Annotated in this window: 17 protein-coding genes, 1 tRNA gene and 1 pseudogene; 3 read left to right on the forward strand and 16 right to left on the reverse strand. The window is 65.2% G+C overall.

What is annotated here, in order from left to right:
• Position 1: 1 nt before the first annotated feature.
• From gspK to BLW56_RS15885, 11 genes are all read right to left on the reverse strand, one after another.
• A complete protein-coding gene (gspK, locus tag BLW56_RS15835) occupies positions 2–1,009 on the reverse strand; it encodes a type II secretion system minor pseudopilin GspK (protein ID WP_093511684.1) in 1,008 nt (335 codons plus the stop codon).
• Entirely contained in the window at positions 1,006–1,617 is a 612-nt protein-coding gene (gene gspJ / locus BLW56_RS15840) for a type II secretion system minor pseudopilin GspJ (protein ID WP_093511685.1), read from the reverse strand. Before gspJ ends, gspK begins: the two co-directional genes overlap by 4 nt.
• Positions 1,614–1,991: a type II secretion system minor pseudopilin GspI gene (gspI, locus tag BLW56_RS15845; RefSeq protein ID WP_256203527.1), complete on the reverse strand. Its 378-nt coding sequence runs from the start codon at positions 1,989–1,991 to the stop codon at positions 1,614–1,616. Before gspI ends, gspJ begins: the two co-directional genes overlap by 4 nt.
• Positions 1,981–2,478, reverse strand: a complete 498-nt coding sequence (locus BLW56_RS15850) for a GspH/FimT family pseudopilin (protein WP_093511687.1) — start codon at positions 2,476–2,478, stop codon at positions 1,981–1,983. The genes gspI and BLW56_RS15850 overlap by 11 nt, the downstream gene beginning before the upstream one ends.
• Positions 2,453–2,956, reverse strand: a complete 504-nt coding sequence (gene gspG, locus BLW56_RS15855; RefSeq protein WP_093511688.1) for a type II secretion system major pseudopilin GspG — start codon at positions 2,954–2,956, stop codon at positions 2,453–2,455. The genes BLW56_RS15850 and gspG overlap by 26 nt, the downstream gene beginning before the upstream one ends.
• A 2-nt stretch (positions 2,957–2,958) precedes the next feature.
• Positions 2,959–4,173, reverse strand: a complete 1,215-nt coding sequence (gene gspF / locus BLW56_RS15860; protein ID WP_093512042.1) for a type II secretion system inner membrane protein GspF — start codon at positions 4,171–4,173, stop codon at positions 2,959–2,961.
• Positions 4,166–5,659 carry a GspE/PulE family protein gene (locus tag BLW56_RS15865; protein WP_093511689.1) on the reverse strand — a complete coding sequence of 498 codons (1,494 nt, stop codon included), beginning with the start codon at positions 5,657–5,659 and terminating at the stop codon, positions 4,166–4,168. Before BLW56_RS15865 ends, gspF begins: the two co-directional genes overlap by 8 nt.
• The gene (gspD, locus tag BLW56_RS15870; protein ID WP_093511690.1) at positions 5,656–7,872 is read right to left on the reverse strand and encodes a type II secretion system secretin GspD; all 2,217 of its coding nucleotides are present in this window, start codon (positions 7,870–7,872) and stop codon (positions 5,656–5,658) included. The genes BLW56_RS15865 and gspD overlap by 4 nt, the downstream gene beginning before the upstream one ends.
• A gap of 5 nt (positions 7,873–7,877) precedes the next feature.
• A complete protein-coding gene (locus BLW56_RS15875) occupies positions 7,878–8,759 on the reverse strand; it encodes a type II secretion system protein N (RefSeq protein WP_093511691.1) in 882 nt (293 codons plus the stop codon).
• Between the two features lie 169 nt (positions 8,760–8,928).
• Complete coding sequence (locus tag BLW56_RS15880; protein ID WP_093511692.1) at positions 8,929–11,631, reverse strand: TonB-dependent receptor domain-containing protein; 2,703 nt, start codon at positions 11,629–11,631, stop codon at positions 8,929–8,931.
• A gap of 80 nt (positions 11,632–11,711) precedes the next feature.
• Entirely contained in the window at positions 11,712–13,286 is a 1,575-nt protein-coding gene (locus tag BLW56_RS15885) for a hypothetical protein (RefSeq protein ID WP_093511693.1), read from the reverse strand.
• 318 nt (positions 13,287–13,604) lie between these two features.
• Here BLW56_RS15885 and BLW56_RS15890 point away from each other — a divergent pair.
• From BLW56_RS15890 to BLW56_RS15900, 3 genes are all read left to right on the forward strand, one after another.
• A tRNA-Leu gene (locus BLW56_RS15890) sits at positions 13,605–13,691 on the forward strand.
• Between the two features lie 581 nt (positions 13,692–14,272).
• On the forward strand, positions 14,273–15,424 hold the full coding sequence (locus tag BLW56_RS15895) for a type II toxin-antitoxin system HipA family toxin (RefSeq protein ID WP_093511694.1): 1,152 nt from the start codon (positions 14,273–14,275) through the stop codon (positions 15,422–15,424).
• Positions 15,421–16,392, forward strand: a complete 972-nt coding sequence (locus tag BLW56_RS15900) for a helix-turn-helix domain-containing protein (RefSeq protein ID WP_093511695.1) — start codon at positions 15,421–15,423, stop codon at positions 16,390–16,392. Before BLW56_RS15895 ends, BLW56_RS15900 begins: the two co-directional genes overlap by 4 nt.
• A 382-nt stretch (positions 16,393–16,774) precedes the next feature.
• Here the strand turns inward: BLW56_RS15900 and BLW56_RS15910 are convergent, their stop codons facing one another.
• From BLW56_RS15910 to trbL, 5 genes and pseudogenes are all read right to left on the reverse strand, one after another.
• The gene (locus BLW56_RS15910) at positions 16,775–16,996 is read right to left on the reverse strand and encodes a DUF2274 domain-containing protein (RefSeq protein WP_093511697.1); all 222 of its coding nucleotides are present in this window, start codon (positions 16,994–16,996) and stop codon (positions 16,775–16,777) included.
• A complete protein-coding gene (locus tag BLW56_RS15915; protein WP_093511698.1) occupies positions 16,996–18,261 on the reverse strand; it encodes a TrbI/VirB10 family protein in 1,266 nt (421 codons plus the stop codon). The genes BLW56_RS15910 and BLW56_RS15915 overlap by 1 nt, the downstream gene beginning before the upstream one ends.
• A complete protein-coding gene (trbG, locus tag BLW56_RS15920; RefSeq protein WP_093511699.1) occupies positions 18,258–19,064 on the reverse strand; it encodes a P-type conjugative transfer protein TrbG in 807 nt (268 codons plus the stop codon). Before trbG ends, BLW56_RS15915 begins: the two co-directional genes overlap by 4 nt.
• Positions 19,061–19,894 (reverse strand): annotated as a pseudogene (gene trbF, locus BLW56_RS15925) (conjugal transfer protein TrbF). Before trbF ends, trbG begins: the two are co-directional and overlap by 4 nt.
• A 3-nt stretch (positions 19,895–19,897) precedes the next feature.
• A complete protein-coding gene (gene trbL, locus BLW56_RS15930; protein WP_093511700.1) occupies positions 19,898–21,202 on the reverse strand; it encodes a P-type conjugative transfer protein TrbL in 1,305 nt (434 codons plus the stop codon).
• Positions 21,203–21,274 lie beyond the last annotated feature (72 nt).

Here is a 21,274-nt window from a genome sequence, read left to right on the forward strand (position 1 = left end):
ATCAGTCCGTCTCGCCCCAATCGCGGCGCACGATCACCGGTGCTGCGATCCCCGCAGAGGGCGCGCCGCCATTGGCATCGATCAGCGAAATTGCGGTCAAGAAACCGTCCCCCATCGTCACATTCGTCGTCAGCGCCAGCCACCGGCTGGTCACGCCGGCCTGTTCGGCAACCTCGTTGGGCGGCTTGCGCCCTTCGAACGGGCCAGCCTCCCAGAATCGTACGCTGCTGCCATAGCCGCCTGCGGGACGCGCCGCCAGCGCCGCCCGCGCTTTGGCGACAGTGATTTCGCCGGGCAGCAACATCGCGACGAGCGGCGCCTGCTCGGGCGCCAGCGTATTGACGTTGAGCTTGACCGGGTCGGTCACCGGCAGCACGCAAATCCAGGGTTTGAGCCGCGCATAGATTTTGGGCGTCACACCGCGCACCGCGCGCAGTTCACTGACGTCGGCCATCTTGCGGTTCGCCGGCAGATAGGCGCCCTGCATCGAACGATAGGCATTGTCTTCGGCGCCGAGCGGGCCTTCGTTGCTGTCGCTGTCGATCCAGTCGGCGGTCGCACCCGCGATCGCCTGCGCCTGGCCCGGATCGATCCCGAGCAAGGTCATCAATTCACCGAACTGGCGCATCGAACCCGAGCGTTGACTGAACCGACCCGGGACGGTTTCGGCGACAAGGCTGTTGAGGTTGAAGCAATTGTTCGCGTCGGTGAGCTTTGCCCGTCCCTCGCCGCCCGGAAGCGGCAGCGTGAAGTCGCGCCCGAGCCAGTTTCCTGCAAGCGTCAGCTTGGCGGGATCGCGTCCGACGAGATCGGCGACACGGCGGAGCGCAATCTGTTCGGCGGCGAAAGCGTAGGCGCGGCCCTGATCGACCGTCGCCGCGCTGCCCGCGATGCGCGTCGCGAGCGTCAGCCGGTCGAGCGCGGTCGCGGCGATCACCGCCATCACCGCGACGAGCAGCAGGACGGTGAGCAGCGCCGCGCCCTGCTCGCCTTTCGCATCGGGCCTCATGGTGCCGGTACGCCTGCAATCGGCGGTGGCGGCAGCGTCGGCGCGGTCAGGAACAGCATCGTCAGCGCCTCGCGCCCGTTACGCGCCAACCGCACCTCGACCGCGCGCGGCAGGCGATCGCCGGGTTCAGAATTCCAGCTCTCGCCCCAATTGCCCTTATCGTCGCGATAGCGCACCGCGACGCCCGCCACATCAGCGACAAGCCGGTCGCCTTCGCCAAGCGCCGTGCCGTCAAGCATCGGCTGGATCGCGCGGCGCCATTCAGCGCCGACAAGCGCGTACCCCACGCGCTCGACAGCCGGACGCGGGCCGCCGTCGGCCGAACCCGCGCCACCATGGACAAAGGCAAAGCCGTTCGGGGAGCCGACGAAGGCGGGCACCGCCTCCCCCGCCGGGCCGCGCGTCGATCGCTGGACCGCCTGCGCCAGATCATTCGCCATCACCGCACGCAGGCGGTTGACCCCGCCCATCGCCTTCAGCCGTTCCTGCACCGCATCCTGGGTATCGACGCTGCTGCGGAGCAGGCCGACGCCCATCGCCGCGATCGCCGCAAAAATCGAGAGGGCGACGAGCATCTCGACAAGGGTGAAACCGCGCTGGTCGCTCATCGCGAGGCCCGGATGATCGTCAGCACCGCCTGCCCGCGCCCGCTTTCGGGGCGAACGAGCAGGTCGATGCGTAGCAAGCTGTCGTCGGCCGTCTTCGCGACACGTTGTTCGACGCGCCAGTTGCGGCCGGCGTTCGCGACGCCGATCGCGCTGTTGCCGATCGTCGGCGGCGCGGGATCGGTCCACAGCTCGACCGCGCGGTTTTGTGCGACGATCCCCGCCATCGTGCTTTCGTCGAGGTCGCCCGCGGTGCGCACCGCATAGGCGTCGAGACGGATCAGCGCGAGCGCGGCGATGCTGATGACGCTCAAGGCCACCAACATTTCGAGCAGGGTGAAACCGCCCTCCGCCCCTGTGGCGCGCTCATTGACCACGGCTGACCTCCCCGGTCGCCGAGACGCGCACGATTTCGCGCGCATCGCCTCCGGTCAGCACGATGGCTTGCGGCGTCGGGCTGATGCCGACACGGTCAAACAGGACGCGCGCCGCCCCCTGTCCGTTACCCGCCGCAAAACGCACATCACCGGGCCAGTTCCGCTGTTCGAAGGCACGGCCGGGGAGCGGCTGCCACTCGCCGGCAATCCGTCGCTCGAAACCATAGCCCGAGGGCGCGAAGTTGACCGCGACGCTGCGCCCCTCGATCACCGCGACATCGCGCGCGGCAGCGAGGCGTGCGGCGAGCCGGTCGGCTTCGCTCCGCACGGTACGTTCCTCGCCGGGGATGGTCAGCACGACCGCGGTTGCGGCGAGCGCCATGATCGCGAGGACGACCATCAGTTCGACCAAGGTGAAGCCGTTGGGGATGAAGCCGTTGGCGTGGGGACGCGCACGCGTCTCAGCTGTCGGCGCGAATATCCGCATTGTCGTCGGTCCCGCCGGGGGCGCCGTCGGCGCCGAGCGACCAGACGTCGAACGCCTTTCCGTTCGGCCCGGGTGCCTGATAATTATAGGGGCGGCCCCACGGATCGGCGGGGAGCGTCTTGATATAGCCGCCGCGGCGATAGCGCTCGGGCTGCGCCAGCGCCGGCGGCGCGGTGACGAGCGCGTTCAGGCCGTCGGTCGAAGCCGGGTAGGTCAGATTGTCGAGCCGATATTGTTCAAGCGCGGTTTCGAGCGTCGAAATATCGGCCTTTGCCTTGGTGATCATCGCGCGATCCTGGCTGGGCAGGACGTTGATCATCACCACGGTCGCGAGCAGGCCGATGATGAAGATCACGACCATCAATTCGGTGAGCGTGAAGCCGCGCTCGTCCCGTTTGCGACGCGCGGCCAGCGGCCGATCCCGATCTGAATAAGAGGTATCGAGCATCAGGCGAACGATTAGCTTCATCAACGACATTTTCATAGTCCGGCTAGATTCTGCAACTGGAGGATCGGCAGCAGAATGGCGAGGATGATCAGGGCCACGCACGACCCCATAACGACAATTATGACAGGTTCGAGAAGCGCCATCGATGCCGCCGTAAAACGGTCGAATTCGCGCTCGAGATAGTCGGCGGCGCGTTCGAGCATCTGTTCGAGACGCCCCGCGCTTTCGCCGCTGGCGGTCATGTAGACGAGCAAGGGCGGAAAGACCCCCGCATCGCGAAGCGCGGTGGAAAGGCCGCCCCCCGCGCGCACCTGATCGACGATATTGGCGGTCGCGCCCGCCAGCGCGGCGTTGCGGATCGTGGGTACCGTCAGCTTCAACCCCTCGACGAGCGGCAGGCGGCTCGACACCATCGTCGACAGCGTCCGGGCAAAGCGCGCAGCATAGAGATCGCGGAGCAGGCGGCCGAAGAGCGGCAGGCGAAGCAGGCGCGCATCGACGCGCGCCTTGAACGCCGGACGGCGCATCGCCGTCACCCAGCCGAAGCTTGCCGCGGCAAGTAGCAGCGCGATCAGCCACCACCAGTTTGCAGCGAACCCCGATATCGCGATCACCGCGCGGGTCAGGAACGGCAGTTGCTGCCCGGTGTCGGTGAATTGTTCGACGACGCGCGGGACGACGAAGATCATCAGTGCCGCGACGACGCCGATCGCCACGATCGCGAGAACGATCGGATAAGCGAGCGCCGCGATCAGCTTGCCGCGCACCTCGGCCTGCCGTTCGAGCAGATCGGCAAGGCGCGCGAGGATCGTCGTCAGGCTGCCCGTCGTTTCGCCCGCCGCGACCATCGCGCGATAGAGCGGCGGAAAGCTGCCCGGCTGGCGGCCCATCGCATCGGCGAGACGGCGTCCTTCGAGCAGGCCGGCGTGAACCTCGCCGATCACGGCGCGCGCGCTTTCGGCCTCGCTCTGGCGCGTTAGCGTGCGCAGCGCCTCTTCGAGCGGCGCGACCTCGGCAAGCGTCGCGAGCTGACGCGTGAAGAGTGCCAGTTCCTTTGCCGACAATTTGGTCTTGCGGAAAGCGAGCAGCGAACGGCTCACGGGCTTCGCGCCCGCCGTTTCGACCGCGACGATATGGAATTTACGGGCGATCAGGTTCGCACGCGCCGCATCGTCGTTCGCGGCGGTCAGCCGTCCCTTGCGTTCGCGGCCCAGGGGATCGATCGCCACATAGCGATAATCAGGCATCGACATCCTCGCGCCGCGCGATGCGGATCGCTTCCTCGGCGGTCGTCAGCCCCTTTGCCACCATCGTCCGTGCCGCCGAGGCAAGCGTCGGTGATTTCAGGAAAGCGTGCTTCGCGATCATCGCCTCGTCGCCGCCAGCGTAAATATAGCGGCGGACGGTTTCGTCGACCTTTATCGCCTCGAACACCCCGATGCGGCCCTTGAACCCGGTGCCGCCGCACTGATCGCAGCCCTTCGGGCGCCAGATGACGGTGCCGATGTCGAGCCCGAGCATCGCGGCGATGCTGTTGTCCGCCTGCACCGGCTCGCGGCAATGATCGCAGAGCTTGCGGACGAGGCGCTGCGCCAGAACGGCGCGGAGCGTCGAGGCGAGCAGGAAGGGCTCGACCTTCAGATCCTTGAGCCGCGTGATCGCGCCGACCGCGTCGTTGGTGTGGACGGTGGAAAGCACGAGGTGGCCCGTCAGCGACGCCTGCACCGCGATGTCGGCGGTTTCGCGGTCGCGGATTTCGCCGACCATCACGACGTCGGGATCCTGGCGCAGGATCGCACGGAGACCCGCAGCGAAATCGAGACCGACCTTGGCGTTCACCTGCGTCTGACCAACACCATCGACGGCATATTCGACCGGATCCTCGACGGTCAGGATATTGCGCTGGCCGTCGTTGAGCTGCTTGAGCGCCGCGTACAGCGTCGTCGTCTTGCCCGAGCCCGTGGGCCCGGTGACAAGGATGATGCCATTGGGTTCGGCGAGCGCCTCGCGCAAAATCTGGTCGGCGGCGCCCGACAGGCCGAGCACGTCGAAGTCGATTCCCGCCGCATCCTTGTCGAGGATACGCATCACGACGCGCTCGCCGGCGCGGCTAGGGAGTGTCGAAACGCGGACGTCGACCGCCTTCCCCGCGAGGGTCAGCCCGATGCGGCCATCCTGCGGCACGCGGCGTTCGGCGATATCGAGGCGCGCCATCACCTTGATGCGGCTGACGACGACGGGGGCGACGTGCGGCGGCATGCGCAGATGCTCGCGCAGCACGCCATCGGCGCGCATCCGCACGACCAGCCCGCTTTCATAGGGCTCGATATGGATGTCGCTGACGCCCTGCCGCACCGCTTCGGCGATGATCGCATTGATCAGCCGGATCGCGGGCGCATCGTCGGCGCTGTCGAGCAGATCCTCCGCGCTGGGGATACCGAGGTCGAGGTCGCTGCCGTCGAGCGAACCCGCCATCGCGGCCGCCGAACTGTCGACGGCATAATGATCGGAGAGCAGCCGGTCGAAATCGGCGACGCTCGCGGTCGCGACGCGCAGCGGCTGCGCAAGATAGCGCTTCACCTCGATCAGCACCGCGGGATCGGCATCCTCGCGCAGCGTCGCGAGCCATACGCCGTTTTCGCCGGGCGCGATCACGACGCCGTGCGTGCGGGCAAAGCCATATGGAATATCAACCGGCGCCGGGGGAGGCGCCGCCGGTTCGATGTCGGTCACGGATAGTCTCCGGCGGGGGGCGCAGGCGCCTGCGAAACCGAGGGCGGGACGTCGGCCGGCTTGATGCTGCCATCGGGGCCGCGCAGTTCGGGCAGATTGACCGGACCGACGGTGATGTCGGCGGGGGTCGACGCGGTGGGGACCGGCGGCACGGCGCCCAGATAGTCGCGCACCAGCGTGTCGATCGCCGGCTCCTGATCGGGATTCCGCTGGAGCTGGAAGTCGCGGATATAACCATAACGGCGCGCCGTGAGCGCGGCATTGTCTTCGCGGTTGCGCAGGATCGTCGGGCGGATGAAGACCATGAGGTTGGTCTTTGCGCGCGTCCGGCTGCGCGATTTGAACAACTCGCCGATCAGCGGGATGTCGCTGAGGAGCGGGATGCGTTCGATCGTCTTGCGTTCGTCGTCGTTGAGCAGGCCGCCGATCGCGAGAATCTCGCCGTCGTCGACGGTGAGTACGGTTTCGAACGAGCGCTTGTTGAGGATGAGATCGCTGTTGCGCGACGAGACGGGGCCCGCAACGCTCGACACTTCCTGTCGAAGGAAAAGCTTCACCTCGCCCGCACCATTGACCTGCGGCGTGACGTCGAGCTTGATGCCGACCTCTTCGCGCTGGACGGTGCGGAAGGCGTTGTCGAAATTGTCGCTGAGCGCCTCGCCCGTCGTGATCGGCACTTCCTGGCCGACAAGGAATTTCGCCGCCTGATTGTCGAGCGTGACGATGTGCGGGGTTGCGAGCAGGTTCGACGTCGTGTCCGACTTCACCGCGTTGATGATCGCGCCGAAGATCGTGTTCTTGCCGATATCGCCCGCGAAACCCGCGAAGCCGCCGGTTGCGCCGAGGAGCGAGGCCGCTGCCGCTTCCTGCAGGCTGTTGCCGAGCGAGCTGTTGGTTTGCGTCACCGTGGTGTTGCCGTTGACCGTCGTCGTCTGCTGCGACAACTGGTTCGCCGCATAGGCACCGCCGAGCGTCAGGATATTGGGCTGCGCGTTGCTGTAGCTGGTCGCGACGAAGGGAATATTCTTGCCGCCCAGAAGGAACTGGACGCCGAGGCGTTTCGCGGCGTCGTCGCCGATTTCGACGACGATCGCCTCGACCAGCACCTGCTGACGGCGGCTGTCGAGCTGGCGGATCAGTTCGCCGAGCATGCGCTGCACTTCGCTGTTGGCCGCGACGATGATCGCATTGGCGCCCTCATAGCGCGTGACGATCGCGGGGCCGCGGGTCGAGATGCTGCCCGTGCCGCCCGCCCCGGTCGAGGTCGTGGACGCCGGCGCGGCGGCAGCCACCGGGGCGCTGCTGCCACTGGACGAAGAGGTCGAGGACGAAGAGGAGGCGGGCGGCAGGCCCGCCTTCTGCGCCGGGTCGCTGCCGCCGCCGATCAGTTGCTGCAACGTCGGGAGCAGCGTTTCGGCATTGGCATGTTCGAGCCAGTAGACGCGCAGTTCGGTGCCGCCAGCCGCCTTCGCGTCAAGGTCGTTCGCCATCGATACGAAGCGCGCGACGAGCGCCTGGTCGCCGCGCAGGGCAATCGCATTGCTGCTGTCGATCGGGACGATCGCGACGGGCTTCTGCGCCCCCTCACCCGCCGCCGGGACGAGCGCCTGCAACGCGGCGGCGATTTCGCGCGCGCCAGCGTTTTTCAGCGTGACGATCTGGCTGGTCGAGCTGTCGCGGTCGATGCTCGACGCGAGCGCACGGATACGGCGAATATTGTCGGCGAAATCGGCGACGACGAGACTGTTGGCGTTGCGGTTGGCGGTGAGCGAGCCCTGCGCGCTGACGAGCGGGCGCAGCGTTTCGACCGCCGACACCGCATCGATGTAACGCAGGCGGATGATTTCGGTGACGAACTGGTTCTGCGCGGCGCCGCTGCTGCCGATCCGGCCGGGCTGTGCCGCAGCGCCATCGATCGGCTGGACCCGGTAACTGCCGTTCGGTCCGGGGACCGCGACGAGACCGTTCGAGCGCAGCGTCGCGAGAAATATCTCGAAATATTCGCTGCGCGACAGCGGCCGGTCGGTGACCACCGACACCTTGCCGTTGACGCGTCCGTCGATGACGAAGGTGCGCCCGGTGATCCGCGCGGCATCCTGAATGAAGGCGCGGATGTCGGCGTCGCGCACGTTGAGCGTATATTGCGCGAACGCGGGCCCGGGCGTGGCGGAAACGAGCGCGGCGGCAAGCATCAGGGACAGTTTGAGACGCATAAAACCTATTGCTTTGACAAGAAGATGGCGACGGGAACGACGCTGGCGCCGCGCTCGACCTCGAGCGCGATCCGCGCGCCCGGCGTCAACTGGTTGGCGAGCGCGGCGGCATCGCTCGCCGATCCGATCTGGCGCCCGTTTACCGACCGGACAACATCGCCGGGACGGAGGCCCGCAGCGCGGAAGGCGGCGCCGTCGCCTTGCGGCTGGACGACAATGCCGGTGACGCGGCCCTCTTCGGTGCGCGGCGCGAAACCGACACCGGCCTTGATCGCCGCGGGTGTCATTTCGCCGCTCGCACTCGCACCGGCCGCCGTGGCGCCAATTTCAGGTGTGGGTGCGGGCAGCGGCGTCGCGGCGTTGGCGACGGGAGCCTCACCACTCTGATCGAGGAACAGGCTTTCGCGCGCGCCGCCGCGGTCGAGCAGCACATGATCGAAAGCGACACCGACAAGCTTCAGTCCGGGCGCGATCTCGTCACCGACGGCGTAGCTTGTCTGGATACCGTCCTCGCCCGCGATGATCGCCGAACCGCCGCCGGTCGCTTCATTGAGGTTGATGCCGAAGAGCGTGAGCCCCGCCGACGTGACGGTCGCCGATGCCGGCCCCTGCGCATTGCCGCGGAAAAAGGGATCGAGGCTGGTGAAGAGCGCGCGCCGTTCGGCGGGCGACACGATGACGGCGGCCTGCGGCTGCCATGCGCCGAGCGGCGACAGCGGCGTAAGAAGCGCCCAGAGTAGTCGAACGCATTGCCAGATCAGCAGCGCGCCGAGCAGGCCGACAAGCAAGGCCGGCCAGATTTCGCGCGGCGAGCGCTTTCCGGTGCGCAGCCAGGCGGGCAGCGCGCGCGGCAGCCGAACGGCCGATCCGGACATCAGCGTTGCCATGAATTCTTCCCTGTCCCCCAACTGAAAGGCTGCGCCTGCGAATCGCCTAGGGGCGAACGGTGACAATCAGTTGACAAGAAGATTACAGTTTTTTGACCGCCGAGCGAGTCCGCTGAGACGGCTCGAGGCGAACCCTCCCCGCCGGAGCGCGGCGGGGAGGGTTCGCGTATCAGAACTTGAGCGACGCGCTGAGCGAGAAGGTCCGGCCCAGCTTGTAACGGTTGAAATAGATCTTGTTGTCGCCCGAAGTCTGGACTTCCTGATAATTACGACCGGTCAGGTTGCGCGCCTCGAACTTCAGCTCGATTTCCTTGTTCAGCAGGGTCAGCCCCTGACGCGCCACGAAATCGAGCTGGATGCCCGGCTTTTCGAGCAGGTCAGGCTGCCCCGACGGACCACGGCTGGTCACGCGCGGGCTGGCATAGGTGATGAGCAGGGTCTGCTGCGACAGCTTGTCCTGATCTTCAAGACCGATCTGGACGTTGACCAGATGGTCAGACTGCCCGGTGAGCGGCGAACCGTCGAAGAAATAGTTTCGCGCATCCTGCACCACACCGTTGATGACGGTCGTGTCGTTGGCACCGACTTTGATGTCCGATTTGGTGAAGGTGTAGTTGCCGATCAGCACAAGGCGGCGGCTGGCCCAGAAGGCCGAATCCGACAGCGTATCGAGCGCGAAATATTTCTGCGCTTCCAGTTCGACGCCATAAAGCGTCGCCTTCGGCGCGTTGGCATAGCTGGTGTTGATCGACGAGTCCGAGATCGCGGTATAGGCCTCGATCGGCTTGTCGATCGACTTGTAGAAGCCGGCGGCCGTGAAGCGCTGATCCTTGGCGAAATACCATTCATAGCGCAGTTCGGCGTTCCAGAGCTCGCTGTCGCTGAGCGAAGGGTTGCCGCGGAACAGGCGGTTCGATTCGGGATCCTGATAGACCTGCGCGACAAGCTCGCGGAATTGCGGGCGTGCGATCGTCTTCGATCCGTTGAGACGGACCTGCATATCGGGTGCGACTTCCCACGTCAGCGTGATCGCGGGCAGCCAGTAGTTATTGTTGAGGTTGGTCGAGACGATCGAGCTGCCGCCGGTTCCGAAAAGATCGACCGGAACGACAGTCTGCTTGCCTTCCTCATACCGCACGCCGGCGTTGATGTTGATCCCCGACACCAGTTCGGCCTGCACCTGCGCATAGCCTGCATGGGTCTTGAGTCCCGCGTCGAACGCCGCCGTGCCGTCCTGCGCCGAGGTCTCGATCAGGCCGATATCATAATATTGGATCGTCGCGTCGGAGAGCAGATAGTCCGGGCGGAGCTGCGTCACCGCAATGGGGAGCCCCGACGCGCGAAACTGGAACGCGCGGCGGACAGAAGTACGCTTCGTGTCGCTATAGGCATAACCCACCGTCGCGGTGATGCGCGAGGCGAGTTCATACGACAGGTCGACGCCGCCCGACCACAGATCCTCGTTGAGGTCCGAGAAAGCGATGGTCGCGTCGCCGCGGTTGCCGCCAAGATCGTTGACGAACTTGTCGCCCGTCGGATCCTGCGTCGTCGGAAGATTGGTACGGACATAGGTAAAGCCGCGCTCATAGGGCGCCTCGCGCTGCGAGTTGGCATAGGCGCCGCGCAGGTCGACTTTCAGCTGGTCGAAGTGGAATTCGCCGACGAACTGCGTGTTGATCAGCTGGCGTTCGTACCAGGCGGTGTCCTGCTTCATGATATCGCGGCCGACCTGGTTCGCGTCGGTGCCAACGGCGAGGCGCGCCTGCTTCAACGTGTCGCGAATATAGAGGTTGGTCCAGCGCATCTTGTGGTCGCCGATTTCGAGCCCGAAGCCGAGCAGGCCGTTCACGACGACGCGGTTGTCGGTGACGACGCGATTATAGCTCGTCTGCGGATCGCCCGACAAATCCTGTTCGACCGATGTCTGCTGCAGCGTGTCGCGGGTGCGCCACTTGTTGCTGATGCCCGCGGTCGCGATGATGCCAAGCTCGCCGTTTGCAAAGGGGATCGTCGTGCCGCCGGTGATGCCCGCCGACCAGTTGACCGGGATATGGTTATTCTGTTGCAGGAGCGTCGTTTCGGCGTTCACCAGTTCCATCTGGATCGCCTTGAGGTCTTCCTTGGAAAAGTCTGCGCCCTCGAGGATCGGCTTGCCGCTCGCGAACGCCGCCTTCAACAGCGGCGGAACATCGCGCGTGCCGTCGTCGAAGCCCGTCCAGTCGGTGTCGCTGCCATAATAGGTATAGCCAAGCTCGTTCGTCGTCTCGCTGTCCCAACCGATGCCGCCGCTCAGCGTCAGGAAAGGTTCGCGCGGGATCGCCTTGGTCGTGAGGTTGATCACGCCGCCGCCGAATTCGCCGGGGAAGTTTGCCGAATAGCTTTTCTGGACGAGCGTCGAGTCGATGACGTTCGAGGGGAAGATGTCGAGCGGAACGACGCGCTTCAGGGGCTCGGGGCTCGGCAACGGCGAACCGTTGAGCAGCGCGAGCGAGTAACGATCGCCGAGGCCGCGAACATAGACGAAGCCGCCGCCGACGACCGAGAGGCCCGTAACGCGCTGGAGCGAACCCGAAATATCGCCTTCGCCGGTGCGTGCGATATCGGCCGACGACAGGACGGAAACGACTTCGGGCGTGGCGCGGACGACGTTCGGAGTAAAGCGGCCGGTAACAACGATTTCCTGATTGGCGCCGCCGGGGATCGAGACATCGGCCTCTTCATCGGCCTGCGCCGCGTCGTCGGCCGGCGCTTCTGCAGCGACGGGCGGCGTATCGGCGGCGGGTTCGCTGCCGGCATCCTGCGCGAGCGCGGCAGGCGCGACGAGGGCGGAGCTGAGGAGAAGCAGGCTGGCGAAGATCGGCCGCTTGGTCATGATGGAAAAGTCCCCAAATTATGCAGGAAGGGAGCGGGCCAGCCGTCAGGCGAGCCCGCTCCCCAATGGATCGCGAGCGATCAGGTCGTCGGAATGGCGCTGCAGCTCTTGCTCGACGTGCCGAAGTTGGCGGTCGAAGAGTTACAGGTCCAACCCTGGTACCAGGTGTCGTTGGCGTCGCGGACGGCGCCGACGTAAGCCGTGGTGTCGAAGAAGGCGTTCAGCGTCTTCGCGTTGAAGGGCGTGAAGCCGGTTTCGGTCGCACCGTTGATGAACAGGCTGGTCAGCGACGGCGTGTAGGTCGTGCGGTTGTTGGTGCCGGCTTCGAAGATCGCCTGGACCTGCGCGTCAGTGACGCCGCTGGTGCCGCGGAACGGCGAGGCGTTGCACTGCATCGACACCGACTGGAACACCGGCGGGCCGGCTTCGTCGAGAGCCGGATTGGCCGCCTGCGTCGTCGTCGCGCTGTTGAGACCGAGGCAACGGAAGCCCGGAGCGACGATCAGGCCGTTGGCGAACGTATAGTCGGCGCCGCCGCGGACGAGGATCGACACCCCGTTACCCGCCGCATTGTTGCGGTGGATATAGGTGAAGTTCGAAATCGCAACGCGCTGGCGCGGCGACGTGTCTTCATTGCCGTTCGAGTCGATTTCCATCATCGAGTCGCCGACCGCACCGCCTTCGCGCTGAACGCCGATGACGTACTGGATGTTACCCTGATAGCCGACGTCGGTGTCGAGGCTGTCATCTTCGGCACCGGTGATCACCAGATGCTTCATGTTCACGCGGCCGCCGAACACTTCGATGCCGTCGTCCGAGCTGTTGTGGATCTGGATATGGTCGAGCTGCGTACCCGAACCGGTACCCGACGGGGTCAGGCCCTGCAGTTCCTTGTCGGCGCTGAGGATGAAGCCCGAATAGCGGATCTGGACATAGGACATGCGGCCCGAATTGTCGGCCGGCTGCGCGCCGCCATATTTCGCACCCGAAGTGCCTTCGGTATCGCGTTCGCAGGCGGCAGTGCCCGGCGTGGCCGCCGGCGCTTCGCAATCGGTGACCGGCGCGCGGCCGAGCAGGATGACGCCGCCCCACAGCTGCGAGGTCTGATCGCCCGCCGAACCGACGACGTTGCCGCGGCCGGTGAAGATGATCGGCTGCGTCGGGGTGCCGACGGCATCGATGCGGTTGCCGCGATTGACGGTGAGGAAGGACACACCGGTCGCACCGAAGACGGTCACGCCCGGATCGATCGTCAGCGTGACGACATTGTTGGTGCTCGCGGCGCCCTGGTCGGTGCCGACGTCGACGCGGCCTGGGAGCGAATAGATAACGCCTGCGACCTTCGGGATTGCCGTCGTCGCGGTGAAGCGCGTCGGGAAGCCGCAATTGCGCCATTCGTTACCGCCGGCGTCCGAAATCGTGCCGAGGTTCGAAAGCTGGTCGGGGCCGTTGATGGTCGGGCAGTTCGCGGCGGGCGTGACGGTCGCCGGCGGAGTGGGCGTCGGGGTCGGGGTCGGGGTCGGCGTGGGGGTCGGCGTCGGAACGACGATCACGCCTTCGCCCGGCGACGCGACGCCGTCGGCACCGCACGCCGCAAGGATAGAACAGGCCACGCCGCTGAGCATGACCAAACGAATGCGTGCGAAAGCCGCCATGAAAATCTCCGTTCCCGGTGCGCGCCCCCCAATCGTTCGAGTGGCGCCCCTGATGAAAAATCACCGGCGAACGAGAAGAGATATGCTGACTCGCCCCCGGTGACGCCGCCACTAGGGTGATTCGGTGACGGTCTGACGCCAGAGCCGTGACAGTTGAGTGACTCTTTTGAGTCGATTTGGTGACATCAGCCTCGCCTGCGCGGCCAATTGCTCAGGGCGGCGAAAATAAATCGGGGCGGCTCGCTTGCATCGCCCGAAAAGCTTTGCTAGGCGCCCGCTCCTACCTGGTGCCGGACCCGATCCGGACCATCATGATGTGCGGTCGTGGCGGAACTGGTAGACGCGCAACGTTGAGGTCGTTGTGGCCGAAAGGCCGTGGAAGTTCGAGTCTTCTCGACCGCACCATCATCCTTTGTTTTCATTGGATAAAATGAAAAATTTGGTGCACTTTGGTGCACTCACGGCCCCGGAGAATGTTTTCGGCCGTGCAAAATCCACGTCGAAATGCGCCCGGTTTTCGAGGTCAGTGCACCAAATTTGCCACCAAAAATTTAGCAACATTTGGGGTCGGCGTTGCCGCCGCGGCGCTCATGACGACACTTAATATGTATTTTGGGCGCAAGATCGCTGCTTCCGCGGATGGCTGCTTGTGACGTCCCAACGCCGGGCGTCGTTTGCCGACGCCCCGAAGCCCAATCGCGTCCCTCGGCGAAAAACTTAGCCGTTGCAGGCGCCGCCAATTTCAAATTTGTTTTACGAAACGCCAATCAATCCGAAAAATTCAAAATTTCTTTATCAAACTTCTCCATTGCCCCAAATGTAAAAGGAATTTTTCGAATTTACGGCATTAGTCCGAGGCGAAATAAATTTTCAATTTTTCCTTCTATAAAACCAAAAATTCAATATTGATTTATCAAAATTCCTCCATAGATAGGCTTCCAAGGAAAATTTGAAGGAAATTTGCGATCCCCGACCGTCAAGCCATCGTGACCTACAAAGGCCAGCGTGCAGGCGTGCTCAGCGAAGCCGGCGCCGATACGCGCTTCACCTATGATGAAGGGTGGAGCACGACCATTGCATGCGCCCTGCCCGCTGTGACGCGCGAGCATTTCTGGCGCGGCGGGCTCATTCCCTTTTTCGAGCATCTCGGCCCGGAAGGGTGGCTGCGTGGGCGGCAGGCCCGCGCGGGCGGCACGCCCGACCAGGATGATTTCGGCCTGCTTCTCAACTATGGCGCCGATTGCATCGGCGCCGTGGGCATATTGCCGCCCGATGGCACGCACACGCACCGGCTTCCCGAAGCCGATGCGATCGAGGAAGCCGCGACCGCACCGGGGCGCACGCTCTCCGGCGTCCAGAAGAAATGGCTCGTCTACGAGGACGAAGAGGGCTTCGTGCCATCGATACGTCCAGCCGATCCCGCGACGCATATCGCGAAGTTCAACCGCGACGAGCTGCCGACGCTGGTCCAGAACGAGGATCTGTCGCTGCGGCTTGCGCGCGAGATCCTCGGCGTCGACGAGGTCACTGTCGCCAATCGCGGGCTGGTGCGCGGCGCCGACCAGATCGCACTGCTCGTCGAGCGCTTCGACCGCAAGGATGGCGAACGCCTCCGCCTCGAGGATTTCTGCCAGATTCTCGAACGGCCGCGCGGCCGCGAGTTCGACGGCAAATATCATTCGAGCTATGAGGAAGCCGCCGGCGTGGTCACCCGTCACTCAGTGCGTGCGCGGATCGATCTCGACCGCTATTTCCGGCTCGTCGTGTTCAATCTCGTGATCGGCAACGCCGACGCGCATCTCAAGAATTTCTCGCTGCTCGAACGCGGCGACGGATTGCGGCTCAGCCCGGCCTACGACCTGCTCAACACGATCGTCTATCCGCAATATGACAATCTGACCGCACTCGAGATCGGCGGCGCAAAACGGCCCTTCGACGCGCTCGACCGCAATCTCCTCAAGACCCTCGGCACCGACATCGGCCTCCCCGACAAGGCTGTCGACGATGCGCTCGATACGCTCGCGAAGCGGTTAAAGGCCGCCAAGGCGCTCACCCTCCCCGATCGCGTCGACGCGCAGGATTTCCGCGTCGCCTATAAGAATGTGGTCGCCGACCAGGCAGCAAGGATTTTCGCATGACCGACTTTCCGATCGACTGGCGCGCCGTCGTCGACGAGGCGATCCGCCGCCGCAAGGAAGAGGGGTTTACCCAGCGCCAGCTCGCCCTCATCGCCGGTGTCAGCGTGCCGACGGTGAACAGCTTCGAGCAGGGCGAGACCGGACTGCAGTTCGAGCGCGTGATCTTGATCCTCGAGGCGCTCGGCCTTTTCCTGCGCCCGAGCGCCCCCGACAGCCTCGGCGCCTTCGTGCACAAGGCACGCCGGCGCTGGGAAGAACTCGCCTCCTCGCTTCCCGAGAACCACCCGGCGCGCCAGCCCTTCGGTCATAGCGAATACGCCTATGCCATCCAGGGCATCAGGACGCCCGGCCTCCGCGTCCTGCGCAAGGCGCTTGCCGACCTTTCCAGTCACAGCGGGCTTGCGCCCTTCTGGATTCCGCCGCGCCGCGAGGCCCATATCGAGCCCGAGACCGATATCATGGAATATTGGGCGGCCGAGGGGAATGCGAACCAGCATATCCTCGATGCGGCAAACAGCGATTTCTGGCAGCTCGACGGCGAGGGGCAGGTCTATCTGCAGCGGGGATATCAGGAAGATGGTCGCGGCAATCTCGAGCCGGGCACGATCTTCGACCTGACATCGCCGATCCGCCGCACCGCCGAGTTCCTGCTGTTCGCCGCCGGCACGGCGCGGCTCTTCGGCGGCGACAGCAAGGCGGGCATTCACCTCACGGCGCGTTACACCGGGCTCGAGGGTCGCACGCTCTTGTCGTGGACGCAGCCGCTGCTGCGCATCGCGCTCGAACAGCATCATCGCGCGCGAACGTCGCGCGTCGATCTCGATATCGTGACCGACGTCGGCGCCGTCGAAAGCGATCTGGTCAGTCTGACCGAGACATTCTTGGTGCCGCTGTACGAACGCTTCGACGGCTACCGGCTTCCCACCGATCTTGTCGCGGCGCAAATCCGCGAGCTGCCGAACCGATAGGGCCGAGCGCGCTGGCGAACAGCGGCACGTTCAGCCGCCGGCCGCTTTGTTCCAATCAACGAACCCGGACCCGCAGCGCCGTCGCCTTCCCCGTACGAGGGAGAGTTCAGATTTCTCGCGGACGCCCCTGCCGCTGCTTGCGAGGATAGCTGTTTGTGATTGCCCAATCCCGTGCGACATCCGGCACCCAGCGGGCGCGTGGCAACGTGTTGACCCGCGGCGGAAGCTTGGAGGGACATTGCGAGACAAGCCGGCACACGGTCGATTCCGAGTAGCCAAGGAAATGTGCGAGCTCCCGGGCCGTCCAGAGCGTTTCGTCGGGCATCACTTGTTGCATTACCTCCCGGTGAGCGGTCGTGCATTCGTCACGGGATTTTCAACGTCATGGCTTGGCGGTCCTTTCCAGTTTGGCGAACTCACGGTCGCCGTCGAGGAAAGCGCCCACCATTGCCGGTATAAGTTCGGCTATCGTCACGTCCGCGCCGTAAGTTCGCGCGTATAGGGCTGCGTAAGACGTCAGCCGGTCGTTAAGCTCAGGCATGACGAGGATGCTAATCTTGACGGGCGTGCGATCGGGCAGCTTGGGAAGTCTTAGTCCAGCCATCATTGCGCTCCCAGGGCTCGCCAAGGGCGAAGGACCACATCCTTGTGCACAACGATCCGAAGTGGCCAGCCCGGGCGAACCTTGAGCGTCGGCTGGATATCGAGACTCCGCGCGACGACCTGGTCACCTGCGCGCGCGCCGCCCTGCTGGGCTGACTCGCGCACGGCCCGTACGAGATCACTCTCGCTGCTACCCGATCCAAGCTCGGTGGCGACACCCAGGAGCGTAGATAGGCCGACGCCCTTGAGGAGCTGCCAGGTGTGTCGGTCGATGCGGTCAGAAAGTCCGGCGTAACCTTGGGTATCGCTGGCCGGCACATTGTCGATACGGATCGAGGAGCCGTCGGGAAGGATTATTCTTTGCCAGACGACAAGCGCACGGCTTTGGCCGTACGCGACGACGCTGTCATAGCTGCCGACCAACCTCGATCCCTGCGGGATGAGGAGCGTCCTGCCCGAGATACTGTCGTAGACATTTTCGGTGACTTGCGCCGTGACGAGCCCGGGCAGATCAGAATTCAACCCGGTGATCAGGCTAGCGGCGATGACGCTGCCGGCCTGCAGCGCGTAGGGAGACGCCGCGTCTTGCAAACGGTGAGGGCTGGTGTCGTCAGACTCATTCGGCCGCCCGACGAGATCATTCTTCATGCGCTGTCGGTTCGGATCGAGTTCGATATCAGCCGCTGTCGCGCTTGCGCCCGCCGGTTCGCTCAAGAACGAACCCGATGCCGACGAAGAGGCTACCGAACGTCCGCCCCGAAGCATGATCTCGGACTCGCGTGCGGCGCGCTCTTCGGCAGCAAGGCGCTGCCGCTCGGCATCCGCCGCTGCTGCAGCCCGTGTCGCGGCATCGCCCCCCGTATCCGCTGATAACGCCATGTCGGTCTCGCGCTGATGCTTCAGGATAGGCCGGCCAAGGTCACCGGGCAGTTTCGGTCCGAGCCTTGGCGTGTCACCATATCCAGACGGCGCCCCCGCGAGAGCCTCGGGAAGTTTCGGTGTCGCAGCCGACGCGCGCTCCTCACCCGCCACCCCTTGCCTCGAGCCTGACGATCCCAGCGCCAGCCAGGAAACGCCCGCGATGAGAGCCGCGGCAGCGGCGCTGATCGACACGATCACGCCTTTGCGGAAACGGGTTATCCGCGCTGGCCTGCCGCGCAGCACCAGTGTCTCGGGATCTGCCTTGGGCATCGGCGCCGGTCCGGGCTTCGCCGGGATCGAAGCGCTCGTGTCGGAAGCGTCGGACGGGGCGGTGAACTCCGTCATATCCCCCGCCCCTGCCGCGTGATCCGGACGATCTTCTGCTTCTTTCCGCCGAGCCGCAGCTCCGCGGCGCCGAACAGCCGGTCGACGATGTAATAGCGCCCCGATACGCGGTAGTTCACGAGCTGCGCCTCGCCCTTGTCGCCGAGGACGAACAGCGGCGGCGCCTCTCGGACGGCGATCGAGGGCGGGAACTCGATCCATGTCTGGCGTCCGTCGTCGAACGCCCGTAAAGGCAGCCACGGCGGCCTATCGCCGGAAATGCGGTAGTCGAAATTCAACTGCTCGATCGCGATGCCTTTGGAAATCGGCCTCGCAGCATCGGACGCGTCGCGCTGGCGCTGCCACGCGAGTAGTTCGTCGGCCGGATAGGTCCAGCTGATCGCCGGCATCGCCGTGGTCGCGCGGCTTGCGAGCTGGATTCGGTAGACGCGCCTGTCGGTCGAAATGATCAGGTTCGTCGAAAGCCCGGCGCTGAAGGGCTTTACCAAGATATGCGTCCGCTTGGACTCGCCGCGACCACTCGTCGTGTCGCCAACCGTCCAGCGGACGGTTTCACCCGCGGCGACCGAAATCAGCGTCTCACCGGGCTGGAGTGCGATATCGCTGATCCGCCCGGGAATCGTGTAGAGCCGGTAGAGAGCGCCATCGGCGAACGGATAGACTTGCACCGCGTGGACGAAGCCGCTCGCTGCCGGTTCGCGGAGTGCCGCCTTGTTCGCAGCGGCGACGCTGGCCGAGGGTTGTGCGGATGCGCCGGGCGCGAGCGCGATCATGGCGGCACTGAGCATGAGAATGCGGATCATCGCGATTGTCCTTCCGGGTTGGACCTGTCCGTGCGAGTGAGGTCAGCGTCGAGCGGCGAGCCGAGCGGCATGTCATGCGCGCCCCGAGCGTCTTCCGGCAGCCCGAGCGCGTGCTCAGGGGGCGCTACCGACCCGATGCGCGGCAATGTTTCGAGCTCGCGGCTCCAGTCGAGCGCGTCGACATATAGCCCGAGCGGATTTTTCCGGAGCACATCCGCCGAACGCGGCGGCTTGATCTTGATCGTCGCCACCGCTGTCCAGCGCGATGTCCCCTCGAGGCTGCCCCGTTCGAAGGCCTGCTCGGTCCAGTTGATCCGGAAGGAGTCGTCGGACGCGCGCACGAGGCTGGTGATCTGCACCGACACGGTCCGCTGTCCGACCTCGGCAAAGGGATCGGATGCCCGCGCATACTCCCCGAGAAAGATCGCGCCCCGCGCGCTCGCAAAATCATAGGCCGACAGCCAGTTGTCGCGCATCAGAACCGCGTCGAGCGAACGGGCCCGGATCTGCGTGATGAAGCGGCCGAGATGCCAGGCGATCTGCGGGTCGGTCGGTCGATAGTCGGTGTCTGCCCGCGCCACCGCCTGCGCCCGGCCCAGTTGGTCGACCTCGACGACATAGGGGACGACGCGGCTCTGCAATGACTGCCAGATGAGCGCCGACGAGAGCCCGATCGCCAGAATCAGTCCGCCGAACGCCATCAGCCGTCAGTTCTTCGCCTGCGCTCGGGCATCGCCGATCCGCAAGTCCCAGAGCTGTCCGGCCCGGCTATAGGGTGTGTCGGGTTCAGGCGTTTGTCCATATCGCTGGACGGCACGTTTGAAGCGCATGGGTTATTCCCTTTCCTTGATATCGGGGGTGGCGGAAGCACCGCCGCGATCGCCTTCCTTGATCGTGTGCAGCGCCGTCTGGCGGCGATGGCGGGCGGTTTGCTGGTTTTGAAGACGCTGCGCCCAAGCCGGCGCGGCGCTGGCGGCAGCGCTCGGCGCCGCGTCCCCCGCGGACGCTGTCGAACTGTTGCCGGCATTCCACGCTGCGTCGCGCCCGCGTTCGGCGGCTGCCGCAAGGCCCGAGGCCGACGAGAGCCGGGTCGACGCCGCGCCTCTGGCGGCGGTAGCAACGCCGCCAAGGCCTGCGCCGACCGACGTAGAGCCCGAAGTTTCCTGGCCGAGCTTGTACGCGGTGGACGCCGCGCTCCCCATCGACGTGCCGGCGCGGATCGCACTCATTCCCGCGCTGCCCACTCCGCGCGCGGCAGCGACCGCGCCGGCCCCGCCCATGGCGATGCCGCCCGCCGCGAGCGCGGTTGTCGCGACGACCGATCCCGCGCCGAGCTGCGGCGCGCCTGCGACAAGACCCGAAGCGATGCCCGGACCGAAGATGGCGAGGCCAAAGAGCGCGAGGCTCGCGAGCATCAGCGACACGGCCTGCTCGGTCGTCACCTCCTCGCCGCCAAGCGCGCTGGTGAACTCGGCAAAATAATTCGAGCCGATGCCGACGATCACCGCGAGGACCATCACCTTTATGCCGGAGCTGACGACATTGCCGAGTACGCGCTCGGCGAGAAAGCTCGTCCGGTTCCAGAGCGCGAAGGGAACGAGGACGAACCCTGCGAGGCTGGTAAGCTTGAATTCGAGAATCGTGATGAAGAGCTGGATCGCGAGGATGAAGAAAGCGCCGATCACGATCACCCACGCGATCAGCAGCACCGCGATCTGGACGAAATTGTCGAAGAAGGCGATCGGCCCGACAAGATCGCTCGCCTGCACGAGAAGAGGGGACGCGGCCTCAAACCCCGTTCCGGCGAGGCGACCAGGCATGAGAAGATCCTCGGCCGATATGGCGCTGCCGCCCGCGACGAGCCCGAGCCCGGCAAAGGAGCGGAAGATAATGTCGGAGAGTGTCTGGAAGCTGTTCAGGATCAGCGCGAACGCGCCGACATAGAGGATTTTCTTGAGGAATTTGGCGATGACGTCGTCCTCGCCCCCGAGCGCCCAGAAGAGGCCGGCAAGCGTGATGTCGATGCCGATCAGGATAGAGGTAAGAAAACCGACATCGCCGCCCAGTAACCCGAAGCCGCTGTCGATATAGGCGATGAACGCAGCCATGAATTGGTCGATGACGTTGAGGTCGTCCATGTGTCAGCTCTCTCGAAAAGTGTCGCGGGGGCGCCGGCGCTTGCGGACTGCCCAAGTCCGCCGCGTCGTGCC

The sequence above is a fragment of the Sphingopyxis sp. YR583 genome, assembly GCF_900108295.1.
GTDB lineage: Bacteria > Pseudomonadota > Alphaproteobacteria > Sphingomonadales > Sphingomonadaceae > Sphingopyxis.

Bases quoted from the DNA above. Each gene is read 5' to 3' on its own strand.
- BLW56_RS15900 (WP_093511695.1), top strand. From the start codon at position 15,421: ATGACCGACTTTCCGATCGACTGGCGCGCCGTCGTCGACGAGGCGATC.
- gspF (WP_093512042.1), bottom strand. From the start codon at position 4,173: ATGCCTGATTATCGCTATGTGGCGATCGATCCCCTGGGCCGCGAACGC.
- gspJ (WP_093511685.1), bottom strand. From the start codon at position 1,617: ATGAGCGACCAGCGCGGTTTCACCCTTGTCGAGATGCTCGTCGCCCTC.
- gspG (WP_093511688.1), bottom strand. From the start codon at position 2,956: ATGTCGTTGATGAAGCTAATCGTTCGCCTGATGCTCGATACCTCTTAT.
- gspK (WP_093511684.1), bottom strand. From the start codon at position 1,009: ATGAGGCCCGATGCGAAAGGCGAGCAGGGCGCGGCGCTGCTCACCGTC.
- gspD (WP_093511690.1), bottom strand. From the start codon at position 7,872: ATGCGTCTCAAACTGTCCCTGATGCTTGCCGCCGCGCTCGTTTCCGCC.
- BLW56_RS15910 (WP_093511697.1), bottom strand. From the start codon at position 16,996: ATGGCTGGACTAAGACTTCCCAAGCTGCCCGATCGCACGCCCGTCAAG.
- trbG (WP_093511699.1), bottom strand. From the start codon at position 19,064: ATGATCCGCATTCTCATGCTCAGTGCCGCCATGATCGCGCTCGCGCCC.
- BLW56_RS15915 (WP_093511698.1), bottom strand. From the start codon at position 18,261: ATGACGGAGTTCACCGCCCCGTCCGACGCTTCCGACACGAGCGCTTCG.
- BLW56_RS15875 (WP_093511691.1), bottom strand. From the start codon at position 8,759: ATGGCAACGCTGATGTCCGGATCGGCCGTTCGGCTGCCGCGCGCGCTG.
- BLW56_RS15850 (WP_093511687.1), bottom strand. From the start codon at position 2,478: ATGCGGATATTCGCGCCGACAGCTGAGACGCGTGCGCGTCCCCACGCC.
- BLW56_RS15880 (WP_093511692.1), bottom strand. From the start codon at position 11,631: ATGACCAAGCGGCCGATCTTCGCCAGCCTGCTTCTCCTCAGCTCCGCC.
- trbL (WP_093511700.1), bottom strand. From the start codon at position 21,202: ATGGACGACCTCAACGTCATCGACCAATTCATGGCTGCGTTCATCGCC.
- BLW56_RS15885 (WP_093511693.1), bottom strand. From the start codon at position 13,286: ATGGCGGCTTTCGCACGCATTCGTTTGGTCATGCTCAGCGGCGTGGCC.